General features: G+C 57.0%; 15 protein-coding genes and 1 tRNA gene. 2 read left to right on the top strand and 14 right to left on the bottom strand.

Annotated features, from left to right (window positions below; translation table 11 throughout):
• Nucleotides 1–129 precede the first annotated feature (129 nt).
• Together gabT and gabD are read right to left on the bottom strand one after the other, a co-directional pair.
• Nucleotides 130–1407, bottom strand: coding sequence for a 4-aminobutyrate--2-oxoglutarate transaminase (gabT, locus tag HX839_RS19350; RefSeq protein WP_003218153.1), 1278 nt, complete (start codon nucleotides 1405–1407; stop codon nucleotides 130–132).
• 182 nt (nucleotides 1408–1589) lie between these two features.
• Nucleotides 1590–3032 carry an NADP-dependent succinate-semialdehyde dehydrogenase gene (gene gabD / locus HX839_RS19345; RefSeq protein WP_177067556.1) on the bottom strand — a complete coding sequence of 481 codons (1443 nt, stop codon included), beginning with the start codon at nucleotides 3030–3032 and terminating at the stop codon, nucleotides 1590–1592.
• 395 nt (nucleotides 3033–3427) lie between these two features.
• Here gabD and HX839_RS19340 point away from each other — a divergent pair.
• Nucleotides 3428–3504, top strand: a tRNA-Arg gene (locus tag HX839_RS19340).
• Nucleotides 3505–3561: 57 nt separating this feature from the next.
• Here HX839_RS19340 and HX839_RS19335 read toward each other — a convergent pair.
• The 6 genes from HX839_RS19335 to HX839_RS19310 all read right to left on the bottom strand — a co-directional run bounded on the left by HX839_RS19335 (nucleotide 3562) and on the right by HX839_RS19310 (nucleotide 10793).
• A complete protein-coding gene (locus HX839_RS19335) occupies nucleotides 3562–4161 on the bottom strand; it encodes a hypothetical protein (protein WP_177067555.1) in 600 nt (199 codons plus the stop codon).
• Nucleotides 4158–4718, bottom strand: a complete 561-nt coding sequence (locus HX839_RS19330) for an RNA polymerase sigma factor (RefSeq protein ID WP_003218160.1) — start codon at nucleotides 4716–4718, stop codon at nucleotides 4158–4160. Before HX839_RS19330 ends, HX839_RS19335 begins: the two co-directional genes overlap by 4 nt.
• Nucleotides 4719–4744: 26 nt before the next feature.
• Nucleotides 4745–6406 carry a VWA domain-containing protein gene (locus HX839_RS19325; RefSeq protein ID WP_177067554.1) on the bottom strand — a complete coding sequence of 554 codons (1662 nt, stop codon included), beginning with the start codon at nucleotides 6404–6406 and terminating at the stop codon, nucleotides 4745–4747.
• Nucleotides 6407–6480: 74 nt separating this feature from the next.
• Complete coding sequence (locus tag HX839_RS19320) at nucleotides 6481–7074, bottom strand: hypothetical protein (RefSeq protein WP_003218164.1); 594 nt, start codon at nucleotides 7072–7074, stop codon at nucleotides 6481–6483.
• Nucleotides 7075–7162: 88 nt separating this feature from the next.
• Nucleotides 7163–9751, bottom strand: coding sequence for an autotransporter domain-containing protein (locus tag HX839_RS19315; protein WP_177067553.1), 2589 nt, complete (start codon nucleotides 9749–9751; stop codon nucleotides 7163–7165).
• A gap of 349 nt (nucleotides 9752–10100) precedes the next feature.
• On the bottom strand, nucleotides 10101–10793 hold the full coding sequence (locus tag HX839_RS19310; protein ID WP_102367864.1) for a hypothetical protein: 693 nt from the start codon (nucleotides 10791–10793) through the stop codon (nucleotides 10101–10103).
• A 390-nt stretch (nucleotides 10794–11183) separates the two neighbouring features.
• On the opposite strand from HX839_RS19310, the gene HX839_RS19305 reads away from it, so the two are divergent.
• The gene (locus HX839_RS19305; protein ID WP_008433674.1) at nucleotides 11184–11441 is read left to right on the top strand and encodes a hypothetical protein; all 258 of its coding nucleotides are present in this window, start codon (nucleotides 11184–11186) and stop codon (nucleotides 11439–11441) included.
• A gap of 50 nt (nucleotides 11442–11491) precedes the next feature.
• Here the strand turns inward: HX839_RS19305 and HX839_RS19300 are convergent, their stop codons facing one another.
• From HX839_RS19300 to HX839_RS19275, 6 genes are all read right to left on the bottom strand, one after another.
• Complete coding sequence (locus HX839_RS19300; RefSeq protein ID WP_008433672.1) at nucleotides 11492–11881, bottom strand: hypothetical protein; 390 nt, start codon at nucleotides 11879–11881, stop codon at nucleotides 11492–11494.
• A gap of 144 nt (nucleotides 11882–12025) precedes the next feature.
• Nucleotides 12026–12514 (bottom strand): Imm6 family immunity protein, encoded by a 489-nt coding sequence (locus HX839_RS19295; RefSeq protein ID WP_008433671.1) that lies wholly within the window; start codon nucleotides 12512–12514, stop codon nucleotides 12026–12028.
• Nucleotides 12515–12872: 358 nt separating this feature from the next.
• Nucleotides 12873–13598, bottom strand: a complete 726-nt coding sequence (locus tag HX839_RS19290) for a hypothetical protein (protein ID WP_008433670.1) — start codon at nucleotides 13596–13598, stop codon at nucleotides 12873–12875.
• A gap of 4 nt (nucleotides 13599–13602) precedes the next feature.
• The gene (locus HX839_RS19285; protein ID WP_008433669.1) at nucleotides 13603–13764 is read right to left on the bottom strand and encodes a hypothetical protein; all 162 of its coding nucleotides are present in this window, start codon (nucleotides 13762–13764) and stop codon (nucleotides 13603–13605) included.
• 136 nt (nucleotides 13765–13900) lie between these two features.
• Entirely contained in the window at nucleotides 13901–14137 is a 237-nt protein-coding gene (locus HX839_RS19280) for a methyltransferase domain-containing protein (protein WP_256579544.1), read from the bottom strand.
• A gap of 135 nt (nucleotides 14138–14272) precedes the next feature.
• On the bottom strand, nucleotides 14273–14731 hold the full coding sequence (locus tag HX839_RS19275; protein WP_008433668.1) for an SMI1/KNR4 family protein: 459 nt from the start codon (nucleotides 14729–14731) through the stop codon (nucleotides 14273–14275).
• Nucleotides 14732–14733 lie beyond the last annotated feature (2 nt).

Raw genomic sequence — 14733 nt, 5'->3', positions numbered from 1 at the left:
CTCCATCGGCAATACCAGCACCTTAGACAAAGGAGCCGCCTGCGTACAATGAACAACGGCTGAATACCGTTCATCGGGCACAAAAAAACCCGCCTAAGCGGGTTTTTTGTCGATCAGGTCAACTTTTGATCACAGCTCGGAGAAGCACTCTTCGATGATCGCCAGGCCTTTGTCCAACTGCTCGTCCGGCGAAGTCAGCGGAACCAGCACGCGCAACACGTTGCCGTAGGTGCCGCAGGACAGCAGGATCAAGCCCTTGTCACGCGCCTTGGCCACCACGGAAGCGACAGCAGCGGCGTTCGGCTTATGGCTGTCGCCATCTTCGAACAGCTCGACCGCAATCATCGCGCCCAGGGCACGCACTTCGCCGATCACCGGGTACTTGGCCTGGATAGCTTTCAGACCGGTCACCAGGCGCTCGCCGACAGCCTTGCAGCGGTCCAGCAGGTGCTCTTCTTCGAACACTTCCATCACGGCCAGGGCCGCGGCGCAAGCGATCGGGCTGCCAGCGTAAGTGCCGCCCAGGCCACCTGGTGCAATGGCGTCCATGTATTCAGCCTTGCCGCATACACCGGCCAGCGGGAAGCCGCCTGCGATGGATTTGGCGAAGGTGGTCAGGTCGGCGGCAACGCCCATCTGTTCCATGGCGAAGAAAGTACCGGTACGGCCGGCACCGGTTTGCACTTCGTCGGCGATCAGCAGGATGCCGTGCTTGTCGCACAGTTCGCGCAGGCGCTTCATGAAGGATTTAGGCGCGACGTAGAAACCGCCTTCGCCCTGCACCGGCTCGATGATGATGGCAGCGATATCACGCGGCTCGGCATCGTTCTTGAAGATGCGTTCGATGCTGGCGATGGAGTCGTCATCGCTCACACCGTGCAGTTCGTTCGGGAACAGCGCGCGGAACACGCCGCCTGGCATCAGGCCCATGCCGGCCGAGTACGGCACGACTTTGCCGGTGAGGCCCAGGGTCATCATGGTGCGACCGTGGTAGGCGCCGGTGAACGCGATCACGCCGGCACGGCCAGTGGCGGCGCGGGCGATCTTCACGGCGTTCTCTACCGCTTCGGAACCGGTGGTGACCAGCAGGGTTTTCTTGGCGAAATCACCCGGCACCTTGGCGTTAACTTTTTCGCACAGCTCAACGTACGGCTCGTAGGCCAGTACCTGGAAGCAGGTGTGAGTCAGCTTGTTCAGCTGTTCGGTCACGGCGGCGATGATTTTCGGGTGCACGTGGCCGGTGTTCAGCACGGCGATACCGCCGGCGAAGTCGATGAACTCGCGACCTTCAACGTCGGTCACGGTGGCGTTCTTCGCCGACTCGGCGAAGATCGGGTGAATCTGGCCAACACCGCGTGGTACAGCGGCTTCGCGGCGTTTCATCAGGGATGCGTTGGTCTTGCTCATAAAGTCCTCATTCGCCACTCATCGGGTGGCGTGGTCCAAGGAATACGTGGCGGGGAGGCAACTACGGCAGCATGCGATGATCGACTGCCACAGCTTTCCCGGCCACTACGAATAACGGGGTGAAACACGCAAAGGGACAGCGCTCTCGTGCCCTTTGCGTTTGCAGCAATGCCTTGCCGGGCTTAGATGCCCAGGCAGAGGTATTTGATTTCCAGGTAATCCTCGATCCCGTACTTGGAGCCTTCACGGCCCAGGCCCGAAGCCTTGATGCCGCCGAACGGCGCCACTTCGTTGGAGATCAACCCGGTGTTGACGCCGACCATGCCGTATTCCAGGGCTTCAGCCACACGGAACACACGGCCCAGGTCGCGGGCATAGAAGTAGGAAGCCAGGCCGAACTCGGTGTCGTTGGACATCGCGATCACTTCGGCTTCGTCTTTGAAGCGGAACAGCGGCGCTAGTGGGCCGAAGGTTTCTTCCTTGGCCACGGCAGCATCTTTCGGCACGTTGACCAGGATGGTCGGCTCGAAGAAGTTGCCTTCCATCACCTTGCCGCCAGCCAACAGGGTCGCGCCTTTGCTCAGGGCATCAGCGATGTGCTCCTGAACCTTGGCCACGGCCTTCTCGTCGATCAGCGGGCCGGTGGTGGTGCCCTCTTCCAGACCGTTGCCGGTCTTCAGCTTGGCCACTGCCACTTTCAGTTTCTCGGCGAACGCGTCGTACACCGAATCCTGGATGTACAGGCGGTTGGCGCAGACGCAGGTCTGGCCGTTGTTGCGGTACTTGGAAATGATCGCGCCTTCGACGGCCTTATCCAGGTCTGCGTCGTCGAACACGATGAACGGCGCGTTGCCGCCCAGTTCCAGGGAAACCTTCTTGATGTCCTTGGCGCATTCGGCCATCAGCTGGCGACCGATTTCGGTGGAGCCGGTGAAGGACAACTTACGCACGATCGGGTTGCTGGTCAGCTCGCTGCCGATATCGCCGGCGCTGCCGGAGACCACGCTGAACACGCCTTTCGGAATGCCGGCACGCTGGGCCAGCTCGGCCAGGGCGAACGCGGAGAACGGGGTTTGCGATGCAGGCTTGAGCACCATGGTGCAACCGGCAGCCAGGGCCGGGCCGGCTTTACGGGTGATCATCGCGGCCGGGAAGTTCCACGGGGTGATGGCAGCGGTAACGCCGATTGGTTGCTTGATCACGATCAGGCGCTTGTCCGGCTGGTGGCCGGGAATCACATCACCGTAGACGCGCTTGGCTTCTTCGGCGAACCACTCGATGAACGAAGCGGCGTAAACGATTTCGCCCTTGGCTTCGGCCAGCGGCTTGCCTTGTTCCAGGGTCATCAGGCGAGCCAGGTCGTCCTGGTTTTCGATAATCAGCTCGAACCAGCGACGCAGCTTGTTGGCGCGGTCCTTGGCGGTAAGTGCACGCCAGGCCGGCAGGGCCTTGTCAGCTGCTTCAATGGCGCGACGGGTTTCGGCGGCGCCCATTTTTGGCACGGTACCGAGGATTTCGCCGGTAGCGGGGTTGTTGACCTTGATCGTTTGACCGTTGTCCGCATCGACCCAAGCGCCATCAATAAAGGCTTGCTGGCGGAACAACTGGGTGTCTTTGAGCTGCATGTCGGCTTTCCTTAACAGCACCGCGCACGCGCGGAGCGAATTAGAGTTGTTGAAAGGCGCCTTGAGGGCTGCCGTCAGGGAAATCATTCACTGGGCGCAAGCACGTAAATAGCGCACGAAAGGACAAATGTGCGGTTCAGCACCCAGGCAGGAGCGTTTGAAATCTCAAACGAATCCTAGGATCAATGGGGGTGCAGGGCAATAGTCTGTTCGAAAAAAAGAACGAAAACGGCGCATTTGCTCGATTTTTCTGATCAGCGTGTTTCGGGCGAGTTCAACCGCAATTCGTCGAGATGCCCGGTACAGGGCTTCGGCAGCGCCTAATCCTACTGGCAGCAGGCCGAAAAGCGGCATGGACGCCCAAGGTCGACATGGGTATGATGTCGCCCGCACAAGCATCCGTAGCTCAGCTGGATAGAGTACTGCCCTCCGAAGGCAGGGGTCGTGGGTTCGAATCCCGCCGGGTGCACCAGATACAGATGAAAAAGCCCCAGGTCGAAAGGCCTGGGGCTTTTTTGTGGGCGTCGATTCAGGGTTTCTGCAACGCCTCCAACCGCGCCGGCAAGTCTTCCTTGGGAAAGCGCTTATGCAACTCCAGCAGCTTCTCATCCGCCGCCTTCGCCTCTCCCGCCTGCCGCAACCGCAGGATCTCCTGCAGCCCTTGCTCCAATGACGGCAGCACAACAGCCGCGCGCTTGCTCATCTTCGCCACCGGCTCATCCGCCAGCGAGCCCGCGACTTCTGCCTGCACCTGCGGCGCACTGTCAGCCTGCGGAGCCACGGAGAATCGAGCCATCGGCGCGGCTGCCGGGGCCGGGCGGGCCTGTTCCTGCGGGGCGGCCGCGTAAGTGCCTGTAGATAACTCCGGCTGCGGCACCGGCGAGCGCGTGACCAAACCAATCATCAGGGCCACACCCGCGACGGTGGCAAATGCCATCTGCCAGCGCGGTCGTTGGCAGGCCTGCAACCAGCGCTGCCACAGGCTGGGTTGCCGCACGGGCGCTTCGCGGTGGGCGGTGGCCAGGATGAAGGCGTCCAGGGAAGCCGGCGGCTCGCCGCTGGTGTGTTGACGGAAATGCTCGATCAGCAGCTCGTCGTTCGAGTCCTGGGTATGTCGGGAGTCAGTCATGCGGGTACCTCCTCGGCCAGCAGTCGGCGCAGTTTCTGCTGGGCGTAACGCAAGCGGCTTTTTACCGTTTCCAGTGGGGCGCCGGTGAGCGCGGCGATTTGTGGCACTTCCAGCTCGCCATGCAGGCGCAGCAGGAACACTTCGCGCTGATCTTCGGGCAAGTCTTGCAACGCGCTGTCCAGGCGCGCCTGGTCGCGGCTCAGGCTCAGCAGTTGCTCAGGCCCGGCGCTGTCGTCGGGCTGGCCGTGAAGCTGCTCATCGTAGCTGTCGTGCAGCGGGTTGTGGATGCCGTGCTTGCGCCAGTGGTCGATCAGGCGGTTGCGGGCAATCTGGAACAGCCAGGTGCGAAAACTCGCCCGCCCCTGTGGCTCGCTGGTGCTGCGGATCAGGCTGAGCCAGGTGTCCTGGAACACTTCCTCGGCCAGTTCGGCCTTGTTGCTCAAGGACACCAGAAAACGGTACAGGCCCTGTCGATGCCGCGCGTACAGGGCCTCGAACGCTGCACCGTCGCCGCTGCGGTAGCGGGACAGCAGGGCTTCGTCGCTGGGTGAATCCATCAGGTGGCGCACTCCTTTGAGGTGGATCAGTGTCTGGCCGGGGCCTGGAGGCTCTGGGCCAATTCGACCAGTTGCACAAATTCGCCGCGCAAACCAAAAGGGTCGTCGCCCCGTGCGGAACGGGCCAGTGCGGCCGTGTCCTTGAAACTCATGCTGCCAGTGTAGCGGCCATCACCCTTGAGTTGCTGGGCGAAGGCGGCCACGGCGGCAGAGAAGCGCAGGTCGTCGCTGGGTTTGCCGCTCTGCGGGTTGCTGATCGGGTGTTCGATCAGTCGGCTGTTGCCGCCTTCCGCTGGTTTGTAGCGTACCCGCAACATCGCCAACTCATCAGTTTTACCGTCAGCCTTGGCCGCCGATGCGTAGCGCAGTGGCTCCAGCCAACCCTGTTCACCCTTCGGGACAATTTCATACAACGCGGTCACTGTATGCCCTGCACCGATTTCGCCGGCGTCGACCTTGTCGTTGTTGAAATCCTCACGCTTCAGGGCGCGGTTTTCATAGCCGAGCAATCGGTATTCACTGACCTGCGCCGGATTGAATTCCACTTGCAGCTTCACATCCCGGGCCACCACGGCGAGGGTCGAGCTGAGCTGATCTACCAACACTTTGCGGGCTTCGCGCAGGTTGTCGATATAGGCGTAGTTGCCATCACCAGCGTCGGCCAGTTGTTCCATCAGGTGTTCGTTGTAGTTATCCACACCGAAGCCGAGGGTGGTCAGGGACACGCCGCTTTTGCGCTGGTCGACCGCCATTTGCTTGAGGCTGTCGAAGTCGCTCACGCCTACGTTGAAGTCACCGTCGGTGGCCAGCAGGATGCGGTTGATGCCTTTGTCGATAAACCCTTCGCGTGCCATTTGGTAGGCCATTTCGATCCCCGACGCGCCTGCGGTGGAGCCGCCGGCGGTGAGTTGGTCGATGGCGTTGCGGATTTTGGTTTTGTCCCGGCCCGAGGTGGGCTTGAGCACCACTCGCGATTCGCCGGCGTAGACCACCAGCGAGACGCGGTCCCGGTCGCGCAATTGATCCACCAACAGTTTCAGGGTGCTCTTGACCAGCGGCAGGCCTTCGCGGCGATTCATCGAGCCGGATACGTCCACCAGAAACACCAGGTTGGCCGGTGCCAGGTCTGCCACCGCGCGGTCCGAGGCCTTGATGCCGATGCGCAACAGTCGGGTGTGGGGGTTCCAGGGTGACGGTGCTACTTCAGTGGTCACGCCAAAGGGCGAGCCGTCAGTAGGCAGGGCGTAGTCGTAGGGAAAATAATTGACCATTTCCTCCAGTCGCACAGCACCTTCGGGCGGCAGGCTGCCTTGATTGAGGAAACGTCGTACGTTGGCATAGCTGCCGGTGTCGACATCGACGCTGAAGGTGGAGACCGGTGTTTCGGCAACGCTGCGGATCGGGTTGTCCGGGAGGTTCTGATAGTGCTCCCGAGGCTCGGTCTGGTATTGCATGGCGATCGAGTCGTTCATGACCAATCGCGACGCCATCGGTGCAGGCGCAACCCTCCGCTTGACCATGGCCCCCTGGACGCTGGCGGGCTCACTTTGCACCTCCACGACAGGCGCCGACTCAGCGGGCTTGGCCACGTCACGGGATGAAGAAAGCCCACACCCGGCAAGCGCCACCAGCAGGGTCACGGTGAAGCCTTGGGCGGCAGGGCGCAACAGCAGAAGAGGACGGGACATGGGCTGAACCTCGTGAATGAATGATCCGTTCACAAGGTCAGACGCAAGGGGCTGGCGATTCGGGTTAAAGCAACTTAGAGCGACGGAATATTTCCCGTCGCCGCCACAGTCGCCACCGGGACACGCTCGTTAGGCGCAGTTACGTCATACACATGCTGCTCACAGCCCTTCCCGATAATCACGAATTCCACCAGGTAAACCTTTTGCTTCTCAGGCTTGAAGGTCGAACTCATGGGGCCGCACTCATAAACATAGGTTTTGACGAGGCCGACATAGTTGGCGTTGTAGACCCGTGACTCGCCGATCACTTCAAAGGGCTGCCCCGGGTCAGCCTGCACTTCCAACTGCGGGAAGCGTTTGGCGACGGCGCTGTTGCCCACTTCGTTCATCTTGGCGATCCAGCCGAATACCTTGCCACGGCCGGAATCCACCACCGTCCCGAGGATTTCCGGACGCTGATCTGCATCGGAACTACGGCGTACGGAGAACTGCACCGGATAGGTAAAACCGGTTGCCTTCATGATGACCTTGGCGTGTTCGGCGTCCACCTCGACCTTTTTCTGCTGCAACTGGACGCCGTCCGTCAGCAGGCTTGGCGAGGAGTTCCTGGCAGTGGAGTGGCAGCCGGCCAAGGCCAGGGCGAGGATTAAGAGTGAGGTCTTTTTCATGGGTTACTTCCTTGAGCACATTTAAAAATCTGGCTCGGGCTACGTGGGAGAACCGCAGCCCGATGCCGTTTTCTATCGGCCGTAATACTTAAAACGCGTACCGCGCCTTGAGCATGACCCCATCGGCATCAAAACCACTGCGGGCCTGGCGGGTGTAGCTGGCACCCACGGTAAAGTCCGACACCTGGTAGTTCACGCCGACACTGGCTTCATAGCTGTCACGCGCCACCGAAGCGCCGGTGACGGTGAACGCAGAACCGCCGAGCACATAGCTGGAGGTTTGTGCGACGCGATCACCCATCAGGTCGTGATACGCCATCAAGGTTGCTTCCGGCTGCAAGCTACCGGCACCCATGGGCAAGTTGCCCGCCAAGCGCACACCAGCGCCCAGCTCGCCCACTTCATAGCGTTGCGACTGGGTGCTCAGCGCGGCCGAGGAGCCCTTCTCGTCGAAACCGTCCATGCGCACGTTGGCGTAACGCGCTGCCACACGCGGCTCGATCACCACGGCCTGCGACGGCTTGAAGCTGTAGCCGCCGATCACACTGGCAGACAGCACATTGCTGTCGTAACTGCCCTTGGCTGTGGTGCCGGCGATATGGCGTTTGCTGTCGTTGTCGTTATGGCCATAGCTGAAGCTGCCGTCGACAAACCAGTTTTGCAGCGACCAGTTGCCGTACAGCGACAGCGCATGGCCCTCCACATCGGTCTTGTTGCCGAGGTCGGAATGGATGTTGGAGTTAAGGTAGCTGTAAGCCACGCCCAACGTGGTGGTGTCGTTCAAGCGCCCGTCCACACCCACGGCCATGCCGCTGCTGTTGGCCGAGTAGCCGTTGTTGCCGCCACGCCCGTCCTGGTCCATGTTGCTGCTCAGGCCCTGCACCCACACGCCGCCGGTTTGATGGCTTTCGCGCTGGTCGGTGAGGCGGTTGAAGATCGCGCCGTTGACCACGGTCTGGCCCGACAACGCCACGTCCAGGGCGCCGCGATTGACGTCCGGCTTGAGTTGTTCGCTGACCTGCGCAAGCTGCTGTGCTGTGCCGGCGTCAGCCAGGGTTTGGAACACTGGGTCGTTCTGATTGAGTCCGCTCAGTACGTCGTTTTTAAAGGTGTTCACCGCCGTCGCTGACGCAGCGCCGGCGCCCACCGCGGCGAGCTCCTGCTGCAATTGCTGGTTGTCTTTAACCGCCACCACGGCCTTGACCGTTTGCGCGTCGGCCGAGTAGCTCAGCACGTTCAGCAGAGAGGACGAGCTGGCCACAGACAGGCCATTGTCTTGCACGCTGGTGGCTTGCAACAGGGTGTACTGAGTGCCGTTGTTGGTGCTGGCGAAGTCGCCCGGCTTGGCGCTCACGGTCAGCTTCGAAGCCTGGGCGAAATTCGCTGCACCGTTGACAGTCAGGTACGGCGTTGTCGGCACTACGCTGTCGGCCAGGTGCATATCAATACCTGCGCCGCTAGCAATGTTGAGGTTGCCAGTGATCGCAGTACCGGGCGCCGACAGGTTCAGCGAGCCCGAGTTGACCGATACCGGCGCGATGATGCGGCTGCCGGTGAAATCGGCCTGGCCTGCGACATTCACCGCGCTCAAGTTGAGCAGGTCGCCGGTGATTTTGCCGCCGGTCCAATTCAGCGTGGCAAGGTTGGCGGCGTCGATGGCGATGCCGGCGTTACTGCGGATTTCGCCGGCTTGCTGGTTGATCTCGAACGCCGAGGTCTGGTCCGCGGCATCTACATGAATGGCTGTACCATCGGCGCTGATCGTGCCGCGGTTAACGATGCCGCGCGCGCCGGTCGCGCTGTTCTGGGCAAAGGTTGCCCCGGCAAACTCGAAGGCATTGGCGTTGGTGCCCGTGGCCTCGACGGTGCCGGTGTTGAGGATGTAGTCGACCTTACCGTTTAGAAACATCACCGTCTTGGCGTCATTGCCGTTGGCAGAAAGCAGGCCGCTGTTTTCGATGCGCAGAGGGTTGGTGTCGGTTTCCACCTCGATGCCCCAGGCGCCCTCGCCCGTCGCCTTGAGCGTGCCGGCGTTGAGGATTTTGCCGCCGACGGTGGTCCCCAGATTGTTCTGACGGTCGAGGATCAGGCCGATGGCGTAATCACCGTTCATGTCGATCACACCGGTGTTCGAGACGTCGCCGGCGATGGTGGTGCCATGCAGGTAAATGCCTTCGCCGCCATCCACGTAGGAAGGTGAAGCCGGCGGCGTCAGGGGCAGCGTGGAACGGATGGTGCCGGAGTTGATGACACTTCCACCGATGGTCGTCGCGCCGATCTCAAGCCCCTCGTAACCCCCATTTTTCATAAGAATGTTGCCCGCCTGGACCACGTCCCCGGTGACAGTTCCCGGGCTCAGGTTCTGCGGGCCCGACCAGAAAAGCGGGTCCAGGGCAATCGCACGGATGGCGGCGCCCTGGGAATCCAGAGTGATGTCGGCACGGTTGATCAACGAACCCTGGATAGTGGTGTTGGCCACACCCAGTCCGGCAGGGTTGGTGGTGGTCGGCACCACTACTTCGGAGAACGTCCCGTTGATAATCAATGACTCATTAAAGGTCTCGCCGACCCAAATGTTCTTGCCCTGCCCCAGGTCGAACTCCACGGCCAGCGCTTGCGAACTGATTGCGCCGACCATGAGTGCCAACAGGTTTTTCTGGAACTGCTTACGCTTCATTTCAAACTCCATGAACTACATTAAAAGCCGCCAATAGGCCCGGCGGCAGTAGGTGTACTAAGCGAGGGATCAATTGATCCGAATGCATTCCCCCAGGGTGCCTTCCTGAAACGCAGGCGCGCGCCTGTGCACCACAGCGGGCGGTGACAGAAAAGAGGCTTGGGGGGCGAGGTTCACATTAATCCTTAATGTCATTTGAAAACGCTGCAGTCCATGCAGCCCGACCGGTTGCGGGTGGGCGGGGTAAAGACACTGGGATATACAAAATGTTCAAGGTGCTCGGCGGGTTCTATCAAACTGCTCGCGTCAGGATCAGCCACCGCAAGCCACGCGGCGACCTCTCGCTGGTCTACTTGAGCTCCTTCACCAGATAACTCCCGGAGATCTGCGTGATACCCGTCAACGCGCGGCGCAACGCCTCAGGATCAGTGCGATAAGTGAGCGGCGTGTAACCGTAGACATTCTGGCCATTGAACGGCGTGATCGACTCCACCGTGCGCCAGAGCATCTCGTCGCCACGGTCCATGCGCGCCACCACGGTTAGCGTCGGGTAGACCACGCTGCTGAAACCCTGGGTCAGGCGAAAGCCCCACTCGCCTACCGTCAGTTGAATCTGCGCATCGGCCGGCTCGTCGTCACCCACCACTTTGAGCGATGACGTCTTACCCAAGGCATCGATAAAGGCCTGCTTGAGCAACACGCCCAAGTCGATATTTTCGGCGTCCATCACCGTGAGGATCGCGGCCGGCGTCGACATCTCGGCCAGTTGCCCTGCCTTCATGCCGGCGGCAAACCCCGCGCCGCTCAAGGCCGCCGTGCCCAGCTTGGACGCGCCGCTGGCCATGCCGACGCCCGCACCAAGCCCGGCGCCCAGGGCCGCACCCCAGGCTTGTTCACGGCCCATGTAGACCATGTTCTTTTCCCACTTTACGGGCAGCACTTTGACCGTCTTGACCTGTGCGCGATGCTCGGGCGTGAGGGGCTGGCTGACGCAGCCGCCGAGGATGAGGGTGGAGAGGAGAATCAGGAGAAGGTTTTTCACATCAGTCCTTTAATGTTGGTGGTGGGTGGATGCGTTTAATCATCGCCAGGGTGTCGGCAATGGGGGTGAAGACATGAGGCATTGGGAGTGGGCCAGTACTTTGCTGCCTTGCGTGGGTTTGGGTGCGGGCTTATAGTCCGGGCCGTCGCCCACATGGCGATTCAGGTTTGGCGACCTGACAACAGAGCGCAAAAGCATCCCGCTTCTATGCAGGTGTTTTTGCACCCGCAAAGCTGTGCATGATATGGCGGCTGTGCGCGGGAGACCTTCGGGTCTGCCGGTTTTCTCTGTTGCCGGTTCGCCAACCTGCGTACGGCCGCCACCCATTCGTTTGGCGACGAATGAGTGGTGGCTTAATCCACCAACAGAGTACTGACAATGAATCGATACATGCCCCTCACGGGCCACGACTGCACCGTCCCCGCCCTGCTTATCGACACCCATGCGCCCCTCGATGTCCTCCACGACGCCGCCGTGTACCGGATTCGCGCCGTCACCCAACTGCTGGAAAACCTGGCCTTCCGCGACCAACTCAGCAGCGATGCTGTGGTGCTTCAAGACTTCGCCCAATTGCTGGCGATTCCGCTGCGCGATGGGTGTGATTTGCTGGATGTCATCAGTCGCAGACTCAATACCGATCCATCCTGAGTAAAAGCCGGGCGGCCTGGGTGCCGCCCCTTTAACTCGGTTAAACAACCTCACTTACCATGAAGCAAAACTTTTAAAGCATCTTTAGAAACGCACACTATGCGTGCCCACTCTTCTTTTTCCAAATACTCTTTATCAGAAAGATCAGGACCATACTTATCAAAAAGCGCGTCAATAGCTTGAACCACGTCCTCGATGGCTCTAGCTTCCTGATCATTTTTCAAAACTAGCCCTATCCAAGTGTATGCATTTTCAGCGAGCCCTGTATCGTCATATAAAAAATGTATTGTGTAATCAAGTTCATCATAAGCTAAATTCGGCGATGAACGTTCTACCCAGGCACGGAACTGGTAATCTGAGTCCGACAAACCTGCCAGATAGGAAACCAGCTCCTCTCTCATACTCGGAAATTTTAACTCGGAGAGTTCCAAGTTTTCCATTTTTTATACTCACTCTGGGCAAAGGGGACGGATTTATTTAATTGACCTAGCTGGAGTTTTTAAATCTAATATTTAAACAAATCCGTCACTTTTACGTCCTAAATAAATCCTTGCCCTTTACGTTAAAGAGCAACTCTGCCAGCATTAAAACGTGGATTGCCCCCTATTTTCCAAAACGTGTGCAGATAGATAAACACTCAACTTATCAGACAAGCCTATCCGTTCAATATAAGCAACAATATATACAGCAGAGCTCTCGTCCGCCTCACATACCGGCTCAGACATTTGCTCTTGTAGCCCTACAATCTTATAGGCCTTATTGGCAAAAAAACCGATCACCAACAATATTAAAATTAAACTATTTTGTTCTACGCTTTCAGATGCAAAATTTCCTTCTGCCAGCGGTCCGCTCTGCATATCATCGGAGTCTAGATAATATGCTAATTCATCAGCACTGAGCCCTCGATCAGACAACCATCGCCAACACTTATCAACTGCCTCCTGACATTTTTTTTGCGTATCACTCGCCGAGTCAAGGTTACGTAGAGCATAATCAAGCAACAGAAGGAAAATTGAGGCTTTCTTTACCCACATCATACTGTCAATGACTTTAAGCGCTTCTTCATTGTCCATTAACTATTCTCCCATCTTTAACTAGGACTGTTAGACGATTTGGCATTGCTGCCCCTCCCTCAGCGGTAACTCTTAGCAGAAGAGTAGGATAGCGCTGACTGAATTGTTTAACCACCCCATTCAGGTCACTATTACCCGTCAAACCTGCACTACACTTATTACAGATACCACTTGCATTTGGTTAAAGGGGACGGATTTATTTAATTAACTCATAAGAAATTTTTAATATTTAAATAAATCCGCCCCCTTTACGCTGTTATATCATCGACCGAGAAATAGGGGGTCAGACCACTATTAATACTTTAATTAGAAAACCGTGGCCTGAACCCTATTTCCCGCGCCCGATTCTCGCTCTAATTCACGCGTTAAACAAAACTTCTCTCAGCAAGTCCTGCCTCTCTGCCTGAGCCCCTACGGCTGCAGTGAAGCACTGATTATAGGCAGCAATCTTCAAAACGCCGCCCAAATCTTCTACTGCAAAGCAGTCGATATCCATTAACTTCTTTTCGTCGACACCCACTAACTGAAGCAAGGATTTGCTTACCCACATGAAAGCGCCAACCGCCTCAATGTAGCCGTTTCTTAAAACCCAACGCCCAGGATTTTTTGATATATCTACGACCTCTTGGGTCAGCGGAAAAGGCAGCCCATTACTTTTCTTGGGCAGATGAGCGTGTTCGACGCGCTCAACTTCAAAGAGCGTAAGACTCTCGGCATTTTGCCATCGATCATACTCGGCGTCGTAAATTCGAGCCTGAACAAAGCCGGGCTCATCGATTAAAGCTTCAATCAAGGTCTGTGCAACTTCAATCGAATTCGCCAGGTGTTTCATATCAAGCCGATAAAACGCTTTATCTGCCACATACGAAAACTCGACAGAACCGTTTGCCAGCTCAATAAAAAAACTCTGACACTTGTTTTTCTCCAAGTAATTCGAAACGTCCGCCAACCCTATTTTCTTGCCGGTAAAGCCATCAATGACGGTATCCTCATTAAAGTTTTTGAGCTGTTGTATTAGCCGCCCCCATACAACTGAAGCGCCATCATGTAGCCTCTCGCTAAAGACAATTTCAATTTCAGCCATATGATTAGCCACCGAACTCTTTAATAATCACAGTAATATTACGTTGCTTTCCATACTCTATAAGCTTGCTCGCGTCAGCCATTCCGCCCGGTTGAACTCGGATGTCCAAAATTTTCGTTGCCGGTACGCCATCCACGGTAATTTTTGAACTTTGCAAGGTGTCCATATGGGTTCTCATGTCATAAGACCACCCTTTACCTCGGGTATCAATCGTTTTCAAACTCACCACATTGGGTCAAAGGGGACGGATTTATTTAATCAACTCATCTGGATTTTTAAATATTTAAATAAATCCGTCCCCTTTACGCACTTGGTATTTTTCCGTAAGGGTTCGCAGCATTTGCGTTGACAAATATCTTTCCACCAGGCTCAACCACGCGAGTAGCTTCCGGAAGAAAATCCATCATTGAGTTAGTACCACCTGCACTCTTGGGAATGAATGGGTTACTAGCAACAATCTCTCCCACCGAACTATCCTTGAAAGGAAGTTTCGTTGCGTCCGCTCGAATACCAGACTGAATATCTGCTCGGACATCCACGTTTATAGCACCAGGAGTTTGAGCATTCTTCCCACCAAATAACTCAACAGTGGGTTTCCCACCAGAACTAGCTAATTCTCCTGTCGCTTTTGCACCGAGCCTTTCTCAACCATTTTTTAAACGCAGAATCGTTATTCAACTGAAAGACATTATTCTTTTTTCTAAGAAATCGATAAAGTTTTTCGCATACAAACTAGAAGTTTGATCAGAAAGTTCAAGCCTATAAACAGGATACTCTCCATCATTAAGACCATCGTCCGTGGCAAAATAAAATGATTCCCCTGCACCCGGCGGTTCGCAGATAAATAGCCTCTCCTTCCCACACAACCCATTTCGACCGTTAACGATTGACATATAAACGATATCCCCCCCCCTTACACTATCAAAATCCATTTCGTAGATACTATAAATCTCCTCCCCAGATATTTCCCCGCCAGAATAACACTTCAGCCACCATTTATAGCTATCAGGCAACTTCAACCCAAGACGAGCTTCAGCTTTATAAATCCACTCATCAGCAATCCCGTCACCATAATCAGCAAACTCAACGTAATCCGACTCTTTAATAAGATTAATTATTCTCGAATAATCCACGC

This window comes from Pseudomonas sp. I8001 (genome assembly GCF_013385345.1).
Lineage (GTDB): Bacteria > Pseudomonadota > Gammaproteobacteria > Pseudomonadales > Pseudomonadaceae > Aquipseudomonas.
Note: the sequence above shows the minus strand (reverse complement) of the source record. Positions and strands in the feature narration are given on the sequence as shown.